This window comes from Pseudomonas sp. Marseille-Q5115 (genome assembly GCF_916618905.1).
In the GTDB taxonomy this organism is placed as follows: domain Bacteria; phylum Pseudomonadota; class Gammaproteobacteria; order Pseudomonadales; family Pseudomonadaceae; genus Aquipseudomonas; species Aquipseudomonas japonica_A.
The window spans coordinates 5,155,346-5,174,221 of the sequence record NZ_CAKAKI010000001.1 but is presented as its reverse complement, the minus strand read 5'-3'; the positions used below and the strand labels follow the sequence as shown (position 1 = coordinate 5,174,221).

General features: G+C 56.6%; 18 protein-coding genes. 6 read left to right on the top strand and 12 right to left on the bottom strand.

The features are described from left to right. The 12 genes from LG385_RS25480 to LG385_RS23750 all read right to left on the bottom strand — a co-directional run. A partial coding sequence (locus LG385_RS25480) for an RHS domain-containing protein (protein WP_263974748.1) occupies positions 1-88 on the bottom strand: 88 nt, incomplete at its 3' end. A gap of 292 nt (positions 89-380) precedes the next feature. After that, a complete protein-coding gene (locus tag LG385_RS23800) occupies positions 381-680 on the bottom strand; it encodes a hypothetical protein (RefSeq protein ID WP_225776140.1) in 300 nt (99 codons plus the stop codon). Positions 681-691: 11 nt separating this feature from the next. Further along, a complete protein-coding gene (locus LG385_RS25835; RefSeq protein ID WP_225776139.1) occupies positions 692-1,093 on the bottom strand; it encodes an HNH/endonuclease VII fold putative polymorphic toxin in 402 nt (133 codons plus the stop codon). Between the two features lie 90 nt (positions 1,094-1,183). Continuing rightward, complete coding sequence (locus tag LG385_RS23790; protein ID WP_225776138.1) at positions 1,184-1,579, bottom strand: immunity 50 family protein; 396 nt, start codon at positions 1,577-1,579, stop codon at positions 1,184-1,186. A 1,001-nt stretch (positions 1,580-2,580) separates the two neighbouring features. Beyond that, entirely contained in the window at positions 2,581-2,895 is a 315-nt protein-coding gene (locus tag LG385_RS23785; protein WP_225776137.1) for a hypothetical protein, read from the bottom strand. 8 nt (positions 2,896-2,903) lie between these two features. Continuing rightward, the gene (locus LG385_RS23780) at positions 2,904-3,164 is read right to left on the bottom strand and encodes a hypothetical protein (RefSeq protein ID WP_225776136.1); all 261 of its coding nucleotides are present in this window, start codon (positions 3,162-3,164) and stop codon (positions 2,904-2,906) included. A 339-nt stretch (positions 3,165-3,503) separates the two neighbouring features. Further along, the gene (locus LG385_RS23775) at positions 3,504-3,821 is read right to left on the bottom strand and encodes a hypothetical protein (RefSeq protein WP_225776135.1); all 318 of its coding nucleotides are present in this window, start codon (positions 3,819-3,821) and stop codon (positions 3,504-3,506) included. A gap of 306 nt (positions 3,822-4,127) precedes the next feature. Then, positions 4,128-4,517, bottom strand: coding sequence for a hypothetical protein (locus LG385_RS23770; RefSeq protein ID WP_225776134.1), 390 nt, complete (start codon positions 4,515-4,517; stop codon positions 4,128-4,130). Beyond that, positions 4,514-8,704, bottom strand: a complete 4,191-nt coding sequence (locus LG385_RS23765; RefSeq protein WP_225776133.1) for an RHS repeat-associated core domain-containing protein — start codon at positions 8,702-8,704, stop codon at positions 4,514-4,516. The genes LG385_RS23770 and LG385_RS23765 overlap by 4 nt, the downstream gene beginning before the upstream one ends. 4 nt (positions 8,705-8,708) lie before the next feature. Then, positions 8,709-9,179, bottom strand: coding sequence for a DcrB-related protein (locus LG385_RS23760; protein ID WP_225776132.1), 471 nt, complete (start codon positions 9,177-9,179; stop codon positions 8,709-8,711). A 35-nt stretch (positions 9,180-9,214) separates the two neighbouring features. Further along, positions 9,215-9,601: a hypothetical protein gene (locus LG385_RS23755; protein WP_225776131.1), complete on the bottom strand. Its 387-nt coding sequence runs from the start codon at positions 9,599-9,601 to the stop codon at positions 9,215-9,217. A gap of 195 nt (positions 9,602-9,796) precedes the next feature. Beyond that, positions 9,797-10,075, bottom strand: a complete 279-nt coding sequence (locus tag LG385_RS23750; protein ID WP_225776130.1) for a hypothetical protein — start codon at positions 10,073-10,075, stop codon at positions 9,797-9,799. 738 nt (positions 10,076-10,813) lie between these two features. Here LG385_RS23750 and tssB point away from each other — a divergent pair. From tssB to tssH, 6 genes are read left to right on the top strand one after another with little or no spacing between them, the layout of a single operon-like run. Beyond that, positions 10,814-11,344 (top strand): type VI secretion system contractile sheath small subunit, encoded by a 531-nt coding sequence (tssB, locus tag LG385_RS23745; RefSeq protein WP_225776307.1) that lies wholly within the window; start codon positions 10,814-10,816, stop codon positions 11,342-11,344. A gap of 20 nt (positions 11,345-11,364) precedes the next feature. Continuing rightward, positions 11,365-12,849, top strand: coding sequence for a type VI secretion system contractile sheath large subunit (tssC, locus tag LG385_RS23740; RefSeq protein WP_225776306.1), 1,485 nt, complete (start codon positions 11,365-11,367; stop codon positions 12,847-12,849). A gap of 25 nt (positions 12,850-12,874) precedes the next feature. Further along, positions 12,875-13,357, top strand: coding sequence for a type VI secretion system baseplate subunit TssE (gene tssE / locus LG385_RS23735; protein WP_225776129.1), 483 nt, complete (start codon positions 12,875-12,877; stop codon positions 13,355-13,357). Then, on the top strand, positions 13,357-15,186 hold the full coding sequence (gene tssF, locus LG385_RS23730; RefSeq protein ID WP_225776128.1) for a type VI secretion system baseplate subunit TssF: 1,830 nt from the start codon (positions 13,357-13,359) through the stop codon (positions 15,184-15,186). Before tssE ends, tssF begins: the two co-directional genes overlap by 1 nt. Further along, entirely contained in the window at positions 15,150-16,220 is a 1,071-nt protein-coding gene (tssG, locus tag LG385_RS23725; RefSeq protein ID WP_225776127.1) for a type VI secretion system baseplate subunit TssG, read from the top strand. Before tssF ends, tssG begins: the two co-directional genes overlap by 37 nt. Then, positions 16,217-18,790 (top strand): type VI secretion system ATPase TssH, encoded by a 2,574-nt coding sequence (tssH, locus tag LG385_RS23720; protein ID WP_225776126.1) that lies wholly within the window; start codon positions 16,217-16,219, stop codon positions 18,788-18,790. The genes tssG and tssH overlap by 4 nt, the downstream gene beginning before the upstream one ends. Positions 18,791-18,876: the final 86 nt, after the last annotated feature.

Genomic DNA, 18,876 nt, shown 5'->3' with positions numbered 1-18,876 from the left:
GTTCCACCGTGTTCACGGTGAACGCGTCGATCTCGCCCCAGCAGCGGTAGCGGGCCTGCCAGACGATCTCGCCGTCGGCGTTGGTCAGTTCCAGCGGGGTGCCGATGACGTCGGTGTGGAAGTAGTAGACCTGCGCTGCGGCGCCTTCGGCTTGGTCGATGCGGGCCTAGGACATGTAGCTGTCGTGGGTGATCAAGTTCCGCTAGAGAACGTATCGGTGGGCTTCCGGGCCAAAGCGGGCGACCTTTAGTTGCCTACCAAGCTACCACCCGACAAACCGGCCACTTGAAGTTAGGGTTGAATCAACCATCTAAATATTTCTCGCACTTCTGAAAAATAAATTCTGAAAATTCAATGCTGATTTTTTTGTCTCCATCACTCTAGACCAATTGACACCTGTCATTTTCAATCAAAAGATCTAGCGGCAGATAGTTTTTACTGGGCCAGTTCCTAGCCTCTAAAAGTGCATCATCTCCACCTAACAGCTTTATCACTACCACATTATAGTCCTTACCCCACACCCCCCATTTCGCCACCTCAACGACGGGCTGCTGCTTAGTATGCAAACTAATTATGGTATTCCCGAAAACATTCAGGCAAATTTGACCTATTACTACTGGCTCGGTCAATCCCATTGGAAATAGAGTTTCCAGAAACTTCTTCCCATGGATAAATTTCATTAAATCGTTCATTAGCTTCTCGGAAAATTATAGTGTCCATGGGTTCCGGGGAAATTATGCACCTTAAGGTCCTGCGCAGCTCTCGTATTAAAATGGGGCTCAGCCCCGTGCCCGGCTGTTGCCTTAGAGTGCCCCCAGCTATGCTCTTGGATAACTACGCGGTCCCCGTTTTTGTTTATATAGTGATATTGTCGTGTCGTCACTACCTGACCATTAGGGTATTTGATCTTTTCCCCATTTCCATCTAGTAGGTGAACCCGGTCCACCTGACCTGATTGGGCATAAGGTATCTCCGCATCCCTTTTTGCTTGCCTAAAGGCATCCCGACGGACTATATAGGAGCTCACATAGAAACTTCGGGAGTCTGTTACATGGAAGATCGTTTCAGTTCCCGAATCGTTTTCTATAACCATGGGCTTAACTGGGATTCTTGGCTTCGAAGATACTGACTGCGCGTTTGACGCGAGGAAATACGCTGCTCTCGCTCTCCGTTTTGTGTAATTTTATGCGCTACGGATCCGTGAATCGGTATAGGGTCGTATCTCTCCTATACTCGCATGTTTTCCGATACAAAAGATCTTGGTATCGGCGGACTCGACACATAAACTCGTACCCTCACTTGACACCGCCATGACTGGAGCACAGTCAAAGCCGCTGCGCGCCCCGCTCACTTCTAGTTTCAGTGGATTATGGAAGACGACTGTGAATTCTGCCGCGTTATACCCCCCTACTATCCATTGGACAGGCGCGGAGTCAGGCAACCCTAAAATTCTAAAATAAAAGCTGACACGCATTTCATCGTGAACAACCAACATATCGAACTCTACTAGCTCCTGAATGAAACCAAGCCCAAAAACATCTGAGAACTTACTACTTTCTTCGAATACTTTAAACCACATTTTATCTCCTTACCAAGCAGGCCGCAGGTAGGGAACTGTGAAGTTATCCACCAATGCTTAATCGTCAGCACTATCACCAGCTACATACTCAGCTTCAATCTTATTGAAATTTTTACCCAGCTTTAGCACTGAGAAATACGCAGAATACAGAAAGTAGGCCATGGTATTTATCTGGCGTGTTTTTTGATGCGCACATCTAGATAGGGTCGTATTTCGCTTATACTCACATCCCGACCTATACATACGATTTTAGTCTCGGAAAACTGCACGGAAAAACTTGTACCCTTATCTGAAAAACCAATGACAGGGATGCAATCGAAGCAGCTAAGGGCTCCGCTCACCTCTAAACTCCATGGCTTATGGAATACCACAGAAAATCGCGCTGCATTATTTCCTCTATCCACCCACCGGGCTGGCGCCAATTCTGGCAAGCGTAGGATATTAAAATAGAAACTTACCTTCACCTCATCATGCACCACTAGCTTTGCAAATTCCATCTCTTCTCTATCAAAGCTAGCACCGAAGACATTCACAAATCTAGAGCCCTCCTCCAATAGTCGATGCCAAATTTTACCGCCCTGGGAATTCATAGTGCTCATAAAGACCCTTTAACACTCCCATTCCTAAATTAGTTTCCGGTTTCAATATTCAGCTCACGCAGATTAAAATGCGGACCTTGATTCCCTGGCGTCCCGGGAGGCCCATAGACATGCGCCTATAAATGTTCCTGGAATACGATCTTCGAGCTATCCGGTCTCAGATGTTGATATTCTCTGCTTTGAATCTTAACAAATGCTCTATTCAGGATTACCTTCTTATTAGCATCTGTCAAATCAACCGGAGAGTCAATTTCCGGGTACTGGCTCTTATATCCGAAATCAACTAACAAGTGTCTTTCGATACAGCCTATAACCCACCTCCACTTATCATTCTTACACTCGATAACCCTATCTACATCAGAAGCTGCACTGATAGTAAAGGCAGAACTCTGATTGCTACGATCACCAAGCTTTAAGCTTATCAATACTTTCAACAACTACGTATTCCACTCCAAATTTGTCACAAAGATCTTTTACTCTTACCCTTATTTTGTTTCCGAACAGTATAAGCGAAGCCCCAGCTTCAGGAGCGTAATTGTTTCTTATAAAAATATGCCCCAAGATATCCTTCTCGGATTCGCCGACGACAAGATGGCCAGACTCGAAGACCTCCAAGACTTTTGGCTTCCTAACTGGGGGCAACACATCCTTACCATACCTCTGAAGCAAAATAGACTTTTTCCGTAATTTTTCGTATTCCACAATCTCCACTTCCATACTCAAACTCAAATTGAAATATAGAAGCCCACAGCCCCAAGTGTCTGGGCCGGAACAACCTCGTCAGAAATGACATCATAATAAAACGCGCCTTCGGTCAGCATGCAAAGTATTTTTTTAGCATTTGCTGTATTGAAGCCATAAGGACCATAGCCATTCGAGTCGAATCCTGACTGATAACAGATGCAAAATGCCCCTTGCGGGACGGCAGCAAATGGCATTCTCCAATCCGGGACAGAAAACTCATAAACTCTTTCCGAACCTACCATATGAAAACCTTCTCCAAACCTGAGCTATTAATTGCATGCATGTGCCCTGATTCGTGATGCTTAGGAATTCCGGGCATTCCAGCGTCTGGATACTTCCAATAATTTATTTTATAGCTCCACGGAAAGCTGTAGTGACGCAGGCTATAATTTCAGAATAATTATCCCTTGGCCTTTGCGATTAACATAATGGTACTGACGAGTCTTTACAGACTCATGCATAGATTCGGTGACCAGATCTTTACTTCTCTCGCACACATTGCTCGAAAACAATGCAGTAATCGCTATTAGGCCAATCATCCTAAAACCCTCACCTCTTATTGCAACCCAGACTGAACATAATCAATCGCCAGGCTTACTCCAGTAGCGTAAATTCTCGAGAAATCTCTCCGTATCGTCCATATCATCCTCTCCCAGCTCGCTATCGAATTTTTCGCAAATCAGTTTGCGCACTTGGGACAAGCGGTCTGCGACAGAGTTCTTATCAAGAAAATTAGCTGTTTCTTTTTCATAAGCGCTCCTATCGACCACCTCATTCGGATCACCATGATAGTAATATCTAGCGATGTTACACAGCGAAATAAGAATGTACTCAACCTGCAAAAGAATTTCTAAAGCCTCCTCCCCGGTAAACTGAATAACTTCATTTTCCTTTAACATTCTATTTACTTTTCACTATTTTAGGATTCAGCAAATTAACGTCTCCTCACACTGTCAATTCTTTAGTGTGATAACGTGGATTTTTTTCCACTCCAATCTATTCCGTGACACATCCGTTTCTACGTGATCTCCACCCCTTCCTTTTGTAATATCGTACTTAACTTCAGCCCCCCCCCCCAAACTGACTCAGAGACTTATGCTAGCGGGCTCTACATATACACTCCATCGTTATTCCGATTTTAAGTGCTAATTAACGCTTTCTCATTTCAGTTGCGGCATATTTCTTGGGCCGCACTCTCAAAAATTTTAAACTCCGTCCAGGTAAACCACACAACGGTGGAACATTAGACTCTCGAATACCAACTCAATGCTCCAAGAGCCGTTAGATTGACTCAATAGATAGCCATCAGCACACTCAGCCAGAGAGAAATCGGCGTAAGTAGCCTCCTGGATATTGATCACAGACAGACTTTTCACCGTTACACCAATCGCTTTTATGACAATAGTATTGTAGTCGTCACCCCACTCCCCCCACTTAGGGATATTAATAGCAGGTTTTTTCCTGACATGAATACCAAGCTCTGTACTTCCAAATGAATCTACTGAGACTTGCGCGACAACTATCTTCTCAGAAATCCCATCGGGAAAAATCCGGTCGAGAAACTCTTTGTGGTGGACAACATCCAATAAGTTCATTTATATCTCCACGGGAAGTTGTAGTGCCCATGCGTACCAGAAACATCCCCGGTTTTTGTGTTATCCCAGGGACGAACATTGAAATGTGGCTCCGCACCATGTAAAGGCGTGGCCTTGCTATGGCCGAGGCTATGTTCCTGAATAATTACCTTCTCACCTTTTCGATTGACATAATGATACTGGCGCGTCTCTATAGGCAACCCATACTTACCCAGGATTGGCTTCCCATAGCCATCCTCTAAATAAGGCTTACTTATACTCGGACTCTGGCCATTAGGTATCCCCGCATCCCTTTTCGCCTGCCTAAACGCATCCCGACGGCTTACACCTTCATAACTCGTCTTCTTGTTCGGCCCACACGCTGACCACCCCCAAGGATCCACCCATCCCACCGGGCTCGGCACGTACTGGTAGAGGTTGTCCCCGCCCAGCAGCCCGATCGGGTCTTGCGTGGTGAAGCGGCCGACCTCGGGGTCGTAGTACCGGAAGGTATTGTAGTGCAGCCCGGTTTCGGCATCGAAGTACTGGCCCTGGAAGCGCAGGTGCTGTTCCACCGTGTTCACGGTGAGCGCGTCGATCTCGCCCCAGCAGCGGTAGCGGGCCTGCCAGACGATCTCGCCGGCGGCGTTGGTCAGTTCCAGCGGGGTGCCGATGACGTCGGTGTGGAAGTAGTACACCTGCTGAGCTTCGCCTTCGGCCTGGTCGACCCGGGCCAGGGGCGCGTAGCTGTCGGGCTCGTACAGGTAGAGGCAGCTGGCCGCCGGGGTGTCTTCGCGCAGCAGGCGCAGGCCTTGCCAGAGGAAGCGGGTGGATGCGGTGTGGCCGCCGCGCTCGCTGTGCTTGGCCACGCGCCGGCCGAGGCTGTCGTACTGGTAGCGGCCGCTGCTGTGGTGCTGGCCGTTGCGCCAGGTGTCGGCGCGGACCAGGCGGTTCTCGCAGTCGTAGGTGAAGTGCTGCAGCTGGGTATGGCCGCTGCGCTTTTCGATCAGGTTGCCCCAGGGGTCGTAGCGGTAGGTCTGGTCGCGCCAGTGGGCCAGGCGGTTGTCATTGACCTGAGCGAACACCGGGGCGGTGTAGTCCAGGCGGTTGGCAGCGGCGTCGTAGCGGAAGGCTTCGCTGTCCACCGGGTGCCCGGTTTCACGACCCAGCAGCTGGCCGCGGGCATCGTGGAGGTAGCGGGTTTCGCCGCGCAGGTTATCGAGCACGCGGGTGAGCTCGCCGGCGCGGTCGTAGGTGTAGCGGCGGTGGATCGGGTTGTAGGGGTGGTCGACCAGCAGGCTGAGGCTGGCATCGCCCAGCACGCCAGCGAGCTTGTCGGCGGGCAGGGTCGAGGCGAACTGCCAGGCGCGGCGGCCCAGGGCGTCATGGCCAAAGCAGCTGGTGAGGCGGCCCTGGGTGCGGTAGACCTCGCGGTGCAGGGTGTCCCTTTGAAAGTCGCTGATCACCTGGCCGTCGAGGTTGAGCTGGTGCAGGTGTCCGCTGCCGTAATACAGGTGGTTGAGCTGCTGGCCGCCGGGCAGGCCGAGGGTGGTGAGGTTGTGCAGCGCGTCGTAGTCGTAGCTGAGGGTGCCCTGGGGGCTGGATTCGCGGATCAACCGGCCGAGCGGGTCGTAGGCAAAATCGAGGGTTTCTGCGCTCATGCCCAGGCGCTTGCCGCAGGCGGTGGGCGTGCGGGCGATGGCCACCACCCGGTCGGCGCTGTCGTAGGTGTAGGCCAGGCGGGCGTCGGCGGTGACCCTGGCCTGCAGCCGGCCGAGGGTGTCGCGTTCGAAGGTGGTGCGGCGTTCGGGGCGCTCGCCCTGCTCGCCGTGGCCGATCTCGGTCAGCTCGGCCAGGTGGCCGCCGGGGGTGTAGCGAAAACGCCGGGTGAGCCGGTCGATGCGCTGCTCTTCGATCAACCGGTCGCTGGCGTCGTAGCAGAAACGGTAGGCGGCGTTGTTTTCGTTGATCAGTGCGCTCAGGCGCTGGGCCGCGTCGTAGGTGTATTCGGTGCGCTGGCCGCTGGGGGCCTGGCGGCTGATGGGCAGGCCGCGGGCGTTGCACCGCAGGCGGGTGAGCTGGCCCTTGCCGTTGGCGTGGCTCAGCAGCTGGCCATGAACGTTGTAGGTAAAGGTTTCGTGGCTGCCGTCGGGGTGGTGGAGGCGCAGCACGTCGCCGTTGGCGTTGCGCTCGAAGATGGTGGTGTGCCCTTGCGCGTCGGTGATGGCGCTGAGCTGGTCGCGCTCGTCGTAGCGGTATTCGGTGGCATGGCCGGAGCAGTCCTGGTAGCGCGCCACCTGGGCGCGGGCGTTCCACCACAGGTGGGTACGCTGGTGGTGGGCATTGATCACGGTGTGCGGCAGGCCGTCGGGGCTGTTGAGGTACTCGGTGGCCTGGCCCAGGGGGTCGATCTCGCCGATCAGGTGGCCCTGGTTGTCGTAGTCGGCCACCCGGCAGGTGCCGTCGGGGTAATCGACCTGGCGCACCCGGGTGCTGAGAAAGTGGTAGCGGTAGCGGGTGCTGCGCCCGAGCGGGTCGGTTTCCTCGGTCAGCCGGCCGTGCTCGTCGTAGGCCAGGGTGAGGCGGTTGCCGTCGGGCAGGGTCAGGCCGGTGAGATTGCCGTAGGGGTCCAGGTCGATGGCGTAGCGCTCGCCGCCAAGGTCGGTGCTGGCTACCACGCGGTGGCCGGCGTCGTAGTGCACCTGGGCCTGTCGGCCGAGCACGTCGGTGACGGTGGTGGTGCGCGCGGCCAGGTCGTAGTGGAAGTGGAAGCGTTCGCCGTCGCTGGTCCAGTGCTCCACCACCCGTGGCTGGCCGCCGAGCACCGCGTAGCGGTAGTGGCAGCTCAAGCCCAGGCCATTGTCGTGGCGGATCATCCGGCCGTCGTCGCCATAGCCGAAGCGGCGCACCAGGTCGCCATTGCGGTTGACCACGTCGAGCAGGTGCCCGGCGGCGTCGTAGCGGTACTGCACCAGGGTTTCCACGGCGCGGTCGCCGTCGACGCGCCTGACCTCGGTAAGCCGGCCCAGGGGGTGGTCGTAGTGCAGGTGCACCCGCTGCCCGCCAGTGGCGGTGAGGTCGGTCAGGCGGCCGTCGGCATGGCGGGTGAAATGCAGGTAATGGCCCTGGGCGTTCTCGATGCGCTGCAACGGCACGGGGACGTCATCGTCGGGCACCTCGCCGAAATGGAAGAACACATCGTCCAGGGTCTGCAGCAGGTAGTGCCCGCCCGCGGTGCGTACCAGGTACAGCTGTTCGTGGGGGTTGAAGATGCGCTGGTTGGGCTCGAGGGTGACAAAGGGCACGCTGCGGCCCTGGCTGTCGCTGAGGTAGAGAAACGACCCGCAGCGGCGCAGGCTCTGTTCCCAGGGCAGCACCCAGCCACGGCCCAGCGCGCCAACGGCGGCAATATCGCTGGCATAGAAACGCGACCACTCGATCGGCATCAGCCCGGGCAACACGAAGTCGGTTTCCTCGGGCAGCAGCTTGCGCCCGGTGGTGGTGTCCACCGGGTGGCCGAACTGGCCGCCCAGTACCCTGGAGGCCAGCGGGGCCAGGCCGAAGCGCACCAGTGCATCACCGGCCAGCACCCCGGCCAGAAAGCGCCCGGCACAGGGCAGCGCGGCCTTGATGCCCTGTTGCAACCCCCGCTTGAAGACGCTGCGCACCACGCTGGCGCCGCCGGCGATGCCCATCAGGATGTCCGTGGAGTAGCGCAGCCAGGCGGGCACTTCTTCGGTGATCGGCAGGTAGGTGCGGGTGCCGCCACCGATGAAGGTGTTCGATGAGCCGCCGGCAATGCGCGCACCGCAGCTGAGCCGGTCGCCCTTGCGCGCCGCGGCCTTGCCGTTGACGAGCACCGTGGGGGAGCCTTCGGCCACCTGCACGGTGGGCGGATGCTGGTCGCACAGGGCGATGCTGTGTTCGACATGGGCTGCGGGCCGGCCATTGATGAATATGTCCGGAGAGCCTGATTCGATGACCCCCGCCGCCGAACTGCACAGGCTGCCCAGCGCCTCGCCTGCCGCCGCCAGGCTGGACCCGGCCACGCCGGCGGCCATGCCGATCAGAAAGCCGCCCAGGCCGCTGGTGGCGAAGGTGAAGGCCACGGCAGTGACCAGCGCAACGCCGGCCACCGCGCCCAGGACCAGCCCGGCCAGGGCGCCGGTATGTTCGATGCCGTCGTAGAGGCGGGCTGCTGCGAGCATCCGGCTACTCCTGCTCGCCAGCGCCAGTCGGATCGTTTTGATCCAGACCGCGTAGGGTGAAGCTGGCCAGCAACTGGTCCCACTCGCAACGCTGCTGCGCAGTGAAATCTGCCTGGGAAGTGCAGGCGAACACCAGTACCCGGCCGCAGCCGGTGAAGAACGCTGCCTGGCGCTGGTGAATCGGGCGCTTGCTATTCAGGTAATAGGCATCGATCTGCAGCCCGGCGACAGGTGCAGCAACCCCAAGAACCACCTCGCGCTGTTCCAGCACGGTGTAGCCGGGCAGCTTGGCGGCGAGTTGTTTGAGCTGACGCATCAGGTAATCGGCCAGGTCCTCGCCCTGCAGGTGGGTGTCTCGGGACAAAGTAATGCTCAGTGGCCCAGGCACGCTGGCGCCGAGCACGAACATGTTGACGGTACGGTCTTGAAAACCTTCAGGCAGCGAGAAGCTTCCTTCCTGGCAGTGATAGTCCATGTTAAGGGCTGTCCTTTTGAACGGATGAAAAGGCGTCAGCAGGCCGCCAGGCCTGCAAGCAAATGCTCGAAATCCAGCAGCCAGCTTTCCAGCGAAGGGTTTTGAGGGTTGAAGACGCAGTGGATGCCCAACCATTCCCGTTCCTGCCGACCGGCCAGAGGGACAAGCGCGCCCAGCAGACGGCCGTGCCGCTCTAGCTCGCCATCAGAGAAATGGAAATCCAAGGTAAGGGCCTTGTTACCCGCCAAGCTGCCCAGGCCTTCGCGAATCACACGCAAGCCCAGGTAGCGCTGGCGCAAACCCGTCAACGCCGCAGCGAAAACCTCGTCCAGGGACTGCTGCTTCGGCACGGCCTGGCGCTGTATGTAAATCTTGCTAGGCTCGTTGCCGACCAATACGGTGGCGTCAATTTCGCTGACCACGGCGCCGACGGGAAAGGCGAACGTGAAAGCTCCAAAAGTGAAAATGCTCGGGGCATCGCTAAGGGCGACTGCGCTCGGCTTGCTCACCCTTGGTGACACGGGTTCCGGTGACACGGCTGGCTGCGGATGTGAATCCGTAGCGAAAGGGGCTGGCTGGGACAGACGGTCGTAGATACTGGTACGGATCATGGAAAGTTAATCGCTCACCCGAACCAGCTCGTCGGTGTAGATCTCCTCACCTCTCCGCCCAACCACGATTGCCTGTCGCGGGCCGTGGATAGCCAGGCAGGAAGTGGCGAGCGACGACCGGAAAGGGTCGTCCACTTCATAGAAGCCGCCCAGCCGGGCCAGGCTGGGGAATGCTCGCATACCAATGTCGCTGGTGAAGGGTGCGTAACCAGAGCCAAGCATGCCGGGCTTACGGTCACCGCCGTAGGGGTTGGCTGCGGTGCACACAAATCTCCGGTCAACCATGGCGGCATACCCCGGAGCGAGCGGCGAAAATGATGTGACGAGCCCGGCTCATGCTGATCTCCCTGAAACTTGAAGGACCGAACTGCCGCACCCGTTTCGTACGGGGTCGCGGGCAAGCGGCACCGGGCGTCCTGCCCCTTGGCTTGAAGGGACAAACGATACCGTCACTTGGAAGGGAGTCAATTCTGGATCCAGCGATAAAGTTGTAGTAATCGCGCGAGCATATGCACGTTAAAGCAGGCAACCGGGCCCGCCTACGGAAGAGCCCGTAATTGCTGGCAAGCGCCCTACTCTGATCGTATTCGCCTTATGCACTATCTTGAAATAATTATTTACCATTAGGCAAAAAGCTTTACAACTTCGAACAATGTTGGATATGTCCAAAAACTAAGCATCGAATCCTCCTCGTTTCCTACAGAGCCACTTTTGCTTACAAATTTTCTACCTGGCCTTTTAGATCTGCCAATCTTGCTGCAGAGCCCTTAGTTCGCGGATTTCAGCAAAGCGAGCTGAGCGTTATTAAACGAAGATGGCAAAAAGACAGGGGTTGCAATCAGTCGCTTCACAGGGAAAGATGCGCCTCCTTGCAAGAGGCACAAGATAGTGGATGCCAAAATTATCTTAACTTGAACGGAAGCTCGGCGGCGCGCCATGCTCCTGATGAAGGCTCTAACCCACTCGGCGCCCAGGACCGACCAGCAAACGATTTGCAGCGACTTGCTCGCATTGGAGATGACGATGGCGAAGAAGGAAAGTACCCAACACAAGCTCAACCGTGTTCGTGCCCCTAGGGTACATATCACGTACGACGTGGATATCGGTGACGCTCAGGAGAAGAAAGAGCTGCCATTCGTTGTGGGCGTGCTGGGTGATTTCTGCGGAAAGCCGCTTGAAGCATTACCGAAGTTGAAAGACCGGAAATTCGTTTACATCGACCGCGACAACTTCAACGGTGTGCTAAAGGGCATCAAGCCGCGCCTGAGCTATAGGGTGGAAAATACATTGGCCAAGGATGGGAGCCAACTAGGGGTAGAGCTCAACTTCAATCGCATGGAAGACTTCGAGCCGCAGAATTTGGTCAAGCAAGTCGAGCCCTTGCGAAAATTGCTTGAAGTGCGAAACAAGCTGGCAGACCTGCGCAACAAGATGGGCGGCAACGACAAGCTGGAAGAGCTGCTGATGGACGTGCTGCAAAACACCGAGAAACTCAAGGAGCTTGGCCAGGAATTCGGCAGAGCGGCCGTTGATGGCGAGCCAGCAGGAGCATGACCATGAACGACAAACCAGACATGAGCGAACAGGACACAACTTTTGTCTCGGCCCAACTGTTCGTGCCCAATTCGTCCCTCCTGGACAGCATTATTTCCGAAAGCCGTGTGGCCCGGTCCGACACCGAGCGTAGCCGTACCCGGGATCTCATTGGCGAGCTTGTCGGACAGGTCCTGGAAGGCGAACTCACCCCCAACAAGGATTTGATCGCGGTGCTGGATGCGCGGATCGCCGAGATTGACGCGATGCTGTCCGAGCAGATGAACGAGATCATGCACTCACAGGAATTCCAGCGACTGGAAGCCTCCTGGCGAGGCATGAAGTACCTCGTGGACCAGACCGAGACCAGCACCACATTAAAGGTGCACTTGCTGAACGCCTCGAAGAAAGACCTGGTGCGTGATCTCAAATCGGCCTCCGAATTCGATCAGAGTGCACTGTTCAAGAAAATTTACGAAGAGGAATACGGCACGTTCGGTGGTGCGCCCTTCGGTATGTTGCTGGGGGATTATGAATTCAGCCGCAGCCCAGAGGACATGTATCTCCTCGAAGAGATTTCCCATGTAGCTGCCGCAGCCCACGCGCCTTTTATCTCGGCGGCATCGCCGGAGCTATTTGGATGGGATTCGTTTGTAGACATGTCTGGCCCGCGGGACTTGGCGAAGGTCTTCGATACGGTCGAGTACACCAAGTGGAAGTCTTTCCGCACTTCGGAGGACTCCCGCTATGTAGGCTTGACACTACCCCATGTGCTCGGCCGCCTGCCCTACGGGCCGGAGACCACCCCGGTCGAAGAATTCAACTTCGTTGAAAGCGTCGATGGTCGAGACCACGGCAAATACTTGTGGATGAACGCGGCCTATGCGCTGGGCACCCGAGTAACCAGCGCCTTCTCCCGTTACGGCTGGTGCGTTGCCATTCGCGGGGTGGAAGGCGGAGGTTTGGTCGAGGGTTTGCCGACTCACGCCTTCAAGACGGACGACGGCGAGATCGCGCTCAAGTGCCCCACTGAAATCGCGATTACCGACCGCCGTGAAAAAGAGCTTTCCGACTTGGGTTTCATCCCATTGGTGCACTGCAAGGGCACCGACTATGCAGCGTTCTTTGGCACCCAGTCGGCACAGAAACAGAAGCACTACAACACGGACATTGCTAATGCGAACGCACGGCTTTCCGCGCAATTGCAATACATCTTCGCTACGTCGCGTATTGCCCACTACATGAAAGCCATTATGCGGGACAAGGTCGGCAGCTTCGCCTCGCGCAAGGATGTCGAGCTCTTCTTGAATAAGTGGCTGGCCAACTACGTGCTGCTGGATGACACCGCCAGCCAGGAAGCCAAGGCCAAGTTTCCACTGCGCGAAGCGCGTGCCGAAGTGGCTGAAGTCCCTGGCAAGCCAGGCGTGTACAAGGCTGTGACGTACCTGCGACCGCATTACCAATTGGATGAGTTGACTGCATCCTTGCGGTTGGTAGCCGAGCTGCCGCAATCGACCCGCGGCTGAACATGACCACTGCCAGGAAGGCACCATGAGTAGTCAATATAAGCTATTGCCATCCCTGCTGGATCGGCTGCTGGACGACAATCCCCAGCTGGCTGGCGAAACGGCTTCACAACGTTTGTGTTCGCTTGCCGACTATAAAGCCAGCGTAGTGCGTGACCTCGAAATCCTGGTGAACACGCGCCAATCCCTGGCCGCTGATGAATTGAAAAATTTTCCTCAGCTAACTGGGACCATCCTCGAATACGGGATGCCAGACTTCATCAGCAAAAGCGTACTTGATCCCCAAGATCGTTTGGTTATCCAGCAGCAACTGGAGAGAGCCATCAGCCTCGGGGACCGCCGGTTCAGCAGCGTGAAGGTGCAATTGCTCGCGCAACAAGCGAGCCGGCGCATGCTCACGTTCCGCGTAGACGCCGTGCTGCGCCTGCAGGACGTTTCCAGGCAGGTGTCTTTCGATGCGGTGCTACAGGTCAATACTCAAGAATACAAAGTGCAAAACCTCAACTGATGCTCGACGATCTGCTCCCCTACTACGAAAAAGAACTTTCGCACCTGCGTTTTCTCGGCCAGGAGTTCGCGAGCCAGTACCCGAAAATCGCCTCCCGGTTGTTGATCCAGGGCGATAGTTGTGAAGACCCTCACACCGAACGGCTGATCCAGGCCTTCTCCTTCCTATCGGCGCGGGTGCACAAAAAGCTGGACGACGAGTTTCCGGAAATCGTCGAATCATTTCTCGAGGTCCTATACCCCCATTACCTGCGCCCCACGCCTTCCATTTCCATCGCACAGATAAATCTCGGCACCGTAGAGAAAGTCACCGAAGGCTACCGAATCGAACGACATACGGAATTACACGCCAACCCGATAGATAAGGTGGTGTGCAAGTTTCGCACTTGCTATGCAGTTGAGCTCTGGCCAGTGTCCGTGTCCCAAGCCACTTTCGTGGAGCTGGAGCGCTCGGCGTTCAACGGGCACAGTGCCGACCTGATTGCTCACTTGTGCCTGAGCCTTGTGGCTACATCCGACACGCTTCTGGGCCAGTTGCCACTAACACAAATGAGGTTTTTTCTCGACGGCGAAAATTCACTGATGCAGCAGTTGTACGAACTGCTGTTCAACAACCTGGCCAAGATCACTCTTGCTTATGAGGATCAGGGTCACCGCCAGGAGGTCGCCTTGCCTCTAGATGCCCTGAGGCCCGTAGGTTACGGATTGGATGAGGGCTTGGTGGACTACTCCGAGCGCTCTTTCCTGGGTTATCGGCTTCTACATGAATACTTCACATACCCCGACAAGTTCATGTTCTTCGACTTAGGTGGTTTCGATAGGTTGGCGGGGAAAGCACTGAAGGGGGTAGAGGTCAATTGTTACTTCTCGGAATACGACCTCGGCGACCGTCTGGCGAGGCTCGCTCAAAACTTGGGCCGGAACAATTTCAAGCTCAACTGCACGCCCATCATCAATCTGTTCCAGCAGCAGGCCGAACCTATCAAGCTGACTCATACCCAGCACGAATATCCGGTGAAGCCGGATGTACGTCTCCAGAGTGCCGCAGAGGTGGTATCCATCGATCGCGTGCGGCGTATCAAGAGGGTTGGGGAGACGGAGCAGGTCGACACTTGCCATTCCTTCTTCGAGCCACGTGGTGAACGTGGTCCGAACACCAGCTACTGGGTTGCTCGAAGGCGCCCGACGACGGTACATCGGTGCGAGGGCACCGATATGTTCATTCGAGTAGTGGATCAGGACCTGGAGCTGCTCAGTGCCAGCAGCGATGCGCTCAGCCTGCGCCTGACCTGCAGTAATCGCGACCTTCCCGCGCTGCTGCCATTCGGCACCGAGGGCGGGGATTTCAAGATTCCTTTCAACTCGGTCGTATCGCACATTCGCTGCCTGCGAAAACCCACCTCGGCAGTCCGAGTACCGCTGGGCAATGGGCTGATCTGGCGTCTTGTCGCCCATTTGTCTCTTAACCATATGTCATTGGTAAGCCACGGCCGCGATCTGCTGCTTGAGCTGTTGTCGCTGTACAACTACCGCAACGCTTCAGCCGTTCGTAAACAGATCAATGGCATTGCGGCGGTGGACAGTGAACCCGTAGTGGCACTTATCGGCCATCCACGCCCCAGCTTCGTTCGTGGAGTGGGCATCACTCTAACCTTTGATGAAAGCCAATACACCGGTAGCGGCGTGTTCCTGCTCGGCAGGGTGCTGGACCGTTTCTTTGGCCAGTACTGCAACGTGAACAGTTTCACCCAGTTGACGCTACGTACCCTGCAACGTGAAAAGAGAGTGGTCCAATGGCCAGCCCGAACCGGCGATCAACCCTTGGTCTGATTGACCAGGCCAAGGCGGAACCGCACCAGTTTGAGTTCTTTCAGCTGGTGCGCTTGCTGCGCCTGCATTACGGCCGAATGGAGCGCATTGATCCGCAAGCCCGTCGGAACGATGACCCGTTGCGGTTCCGCTCGCTTTTATCGCTCAACTTCCCTGCGAGTGAAGTAAGCGACCTGCGCTTTGATCCAGACGCTCTGTCGTCTTCCGTAGGCCTGCCGCGGCCCGAAGTGCAGGTGACGTTCATGGGTTTGGTCGGCCCTTCCGGCGTATTACCGCGGCCTTATACCGAATTGCTGATGGAGCGGCATATCCAGCACCGCGACGACGCGGCCCATGCGTTCCTCGACCTGTTCACGCACCGGCTGACTTCGTTGTTTTACGAAGCCTGGCAGAAATACAAGTTCCACATCGAATACGAGCGCGACGGCCGTTCGGCATTTGATCGCTACTTGCTCAACCTGGCGGGGTTCAGTCCGGTAGCCCAGCAACGAAAACTCGAAGGGAAGAGCACGTCCCTGCGATGCGAGCTATTTAGCTATTTCTCAGGAATGTTTACCCAGAAGCCGCGTAACGCCCTCAATCTAAGGGCCATCCTTGGCTTCTGGTTCTCCTTGCCGTTCCAGGTCAAGCCCTTCGCTGGCCGTTGGTTGAAACTCGACGCGAGCCAATGCACTCAGCTTGGCCGCAGAAATGCGGTACTAGGACAGAACGCCCTCGCTGGCTGGCGTGTATGGGATTACCAATCCTGCGTGCGTATCGAAACCGCTCCGTTGGCGCTGGCCGATTACCAACGCTTCCAACCGAATACGCCCGACTACCGCAAGCTGGTGGAGCTGGTCCGCTTTTATGTGGGCGCGGAACTGGACTTCCAGTTCGCCCCCCGGCTAAAGCGTGAAGCGGTGCCATCTGCGCGCCTCGGCCGCCAAGGCAATGTTGCCCTTGGCTGGCTCGGCTGGCTCAAGCGCTCTGGGGTGGCGATCGAACCTGACCGTTGCGCCATCTTTAACATTCCTTTCGATGGGGTGTCTCTGTGAACCTGAAGTCCCTGTTCGCCAAGCTGAACGACACCGCTCGACGCGCCACCGAAAGCGCCGCAGCGCTGTGCCTTTCCGAACGCCACTACGATGTGGAGGTGGAGCACCTGCTGCTGCAATTGCTCGAACGCGACGACAATGACCTTCCCGCCATACTGCGCCGTTACGACATCTTGCCGGAACGCTTGCAGGCGCAGTTACTGGTTACCTTGGGCACCTTCAAAGTCGGTAATACCCGCACGCCAGCATTATCCTCCCGGCTGACGCGAATGATCGAACAGGCCTGGTTGCTCGCGTCCATCGAATTCAGCCAGGCTCGAATCCGCACCGCCCATCTTCTGCTTGCGGTGCTGTCCGATGCGCAATTGCAGCAGATACTACTGGCTTCGGCTCCGGTGCTCAGCGACATCAATGTGGATGATCTTCGGGCAAACCTGGCTGCCTTGATGGTCGCTGGCGCGGAGAGCCAGGAACCCGGGGCCGACGTCTCGCTTAAAGGTAACGGCAAAACTCCAGCGCTCGACCAGTACACCATCAATCTCACCGAGCGAGCCCGGGCAGGCGGGATTGACCCTGTACTGGGGCGCGAGCTTGAGGTGCGGCAAATAGTCGACATCCTGACCCGCCGCCGTCAGAACAATCCCATTTTGACCGGAGAAGCTGGCGTCGGCAAAACCGCCGTCGTTGAGGGCCTGGCGCTACGCATCGCCAGAAGCGAAGTGCCCGCTGTGCTCAAGGACGTTGCCATCCATACCCTGGACCTGGGATTGCTCCAGGCAGGTGCCGGGGTGAAGGGTGAATTCGAGAACCGCCTCAAAAGCGTGATCGAAGAAACCAAGCGGAGCCTGCACCCCATCATCCTGTTTATCGATGAGGCTCACACCCTGATAGGAGCCGGTGGCCAAGCTGGGCAGAACGATGCTGCCAATCTGCTCAAACCGGCACTGGCCAGGGGCGAGTTACGCACCATCGCCGCCACTACCTGGGCGGAATACAAAAAGTACTTCGAGAAGGATGCCGCCCTTGCCCGGCGTTTCCAAGTGGTCAAGGTCGAGGAGCCTGACGAAGATAGCGCTGTGCATATGCTGCGCGGCTTACTGACCAAGATGCAGGAACATCACAAGGTCACGATCATGGACGAAGCCCTCGTGCAAGCCGTTCGCTTATCGAACCGCTATATCACCGGGCGTCAGTTACCGGACAAAGCGGTGAGCGTGCTGGATACAGCGTGCGCACGAGTCGCCCTTGCCCAAGCGGCGCAACCCTGGGCGCTGGAGGACTGCAATCGCCGGCTGGATAATCTGGAGGCAGAAATAGCAGTGCTCCAACAGGAGAGCACAAAGGGCAGCGACCATGGTCTGCGGCTCCTAGCCCTGGAAGCCACGCAGCAAAGCGAACGACAGGCTTGCGCTGCCTTGGAAAAGCAATGGCAACAGGAGCTTGAACTCGTACGTAAATTGAACGCGCTTGGTGCACAAGCTCGCTGTGATCCCCGAGCGTTGGAAGCGGTAAAGGCAGAGTTGGCCAGCGTGCAGGGCGAGTGCCCGCTGGTCCACGCCCTGGTGGACGGCAACATCATTGGTGAAGTGATCTCGGGCTGGACCGGTATTCCTCTGGGCAAGATGCTGCGCGATGACCTCCAGACGGTTCAGCAATTGCCCGCCCTATTAGGCGAACGCGTGCTGGGGCAGGATCATGCTCTGCAAGAGATCAGCAAACGCATCAAGATTTCTCGGGCCCGCATGGAGGATCCGAACAAGCCCATTGGAGTATTCCTGCTACTTGGCCCCAGCGGGGTAGGGAAGACCGAGACGGCGCTGGCGCTGGCCGACATCCTGTATGGCGGCGAACGTAACCTCATCACCATCAACATGTCTGAATACCAAGAAGCGCACATGGTATCCAGCCTCAAGGGCTCCCCACCAGGCTACGTGGGTTACGGGGAAGGCGGCGTGCTGACCGAGGCCGTGCGGCGCAAGCCATACAGCGTAGTGCTGCTCGACGAAGTGGAGAAAGCCCACCCGGACGTACTGGAGCTGTTCTTCCAGCTCTTCGATAAAGGGGTGCTTGATGATGGCGAAGGCCGGGAAATCAACTTCCGAAACACCGTTATCCTTCTCACCTCCAACTTGGGTACCGAGCATATCTCGCAAGCCTGCATCGATCCGCTCAAGCGCCCGACGCCCGCTCAATTGCTGGACGCCGTGCGCAACGAACTCAATCACGTATTCAAGCCGCCATTTCTTGGCCGCTTGACTGTCGTCCCCTATTACCCCGTTCAGGATGCCGTGCTCGAACGCATCGTCGAGTTGAAGATGCAGCGCATCGCGAAGCGCTTCAACCGTAATCATCAAGGCGTTCTGAGCTATGGCCCGGGGCTGATAAAGGCCATCACTGCACGTTGCACCGAAGTCGATAGCGGCGCACGCGCCATCGACAACATCCTGTCCGGAACGCTAATGCCCGACCTCGCCCAGCGACTGCTGGAACACATGGCGCTGGCGGCACCGATCCACCACCTGAGTATCGAGCCAGGCAGCGACGGCGACTTCGCTTACCACTTGGCCTGATTCGAATCATCCATAGGTAAGTAGTCATGGATATCACTGCAAGTAACAAGGCGCTGGCGGGGCTGGCCGGCTACGCCACGGCTATC

Coding starts and splice junctions, on each gene's coding strand:
- LG385_RS23760 (WP_225776132.1), bottom strand. CDS start 9,179: ATGGACTATCACTGCCAGGAAGGAAGCTTCTCGCTGCCTGAAGGTTTT.
- LG385_RS23775 (WP_225776135.1), bottom strand. CDS start 3,821: ATGTTAAAGGAAAATGAAGTTATTCAGTTTACCGGGGAGGAGGCTTTA.
- tssB (WP_225776307.1), top strand. CDS start 10,814: ATGGCGAAGAAGGAAAGTACCCAACACAAGCTCAACCGTGTTCGTGCC.
- tssF (WP_225776128.1), top strand. CDS start 13,357: ATGCTCGACGATCTGCTCCCCTACTACGAAAAAGAACTTTCGCACCTG.
- LG385_RS23785 (WP_225776137.1), bottom strand. CDS start 2,895: ATGGAAGTGGAGATTGTGGAATACGAAAAATTACGGAAAAAGTCTATT.
- tssE (WP_225776129.1), top strand. CDS start 12,875: ATGAGTAGTCAATATAAGCTATTGCCATCCCTGCTGGATCGGCTGCTG.
- tssC (WP_225776306.1), top strand. CDS start 11,365: ATGAGCGAACAGGACACAACTTTTGTCTCGGCCCAACTGTTCGTGCCC.
- LG385_RS23780 (WP_225776136.1), bottom strand. CDS start 3,164: ATGGTAGGTTCGGAAAGAGTTTATGAGTTTTCTGTCCCGGATTGGAGA.
- tssG (WP_225776127.1), top strand. CDS start 15,150: ATGGCCAGCCCGAACCGGCGATCAACCCTTGGTCTGATTGACCAGGCC.
- LG385_RS25835 (WP_225776139.1), bottom strand. CDS start 1,093: ATGGTTATAGAAAACGATTCGGGAACTGAAACGATCTTCCATGTAACA.
- LG385_RS23790 (WP_225776138.1), bottom strand. CDS start 1,579: ATGTGGTTTAAAGTATTCGAAGAAAGTAGTAAGTTCTCAGATGTTTTT.
- LG385_RS23765 (WP_225776133.1), bottom strand. CDS start 8,704: ATGCTCGCAGCAGCCCGCCTCTACGACGGCATCGAACATACCGGCGCC.
- LG385_RS23770 (WP_225776134.1), bottom strand. CDS start 4,517: ATGAACTTATTGGATGTTGTCCACCACAAAGAGTTTCTCGACCGGATT.
- LG385_RS23800 (WP_225776140.1), bottom strand. CDS start 680: ATGAAATTTATCCATGGGAAGAAGTTTCTGGAAACTCTATTTCCAATG.
- LG385_RS23750 (WP_225776130.1), bottom strand. CDS start 10,075: ATGGTTGACCGGAGATTTGTGTGCACCGCAGCCAACCCCTACGGCGGT.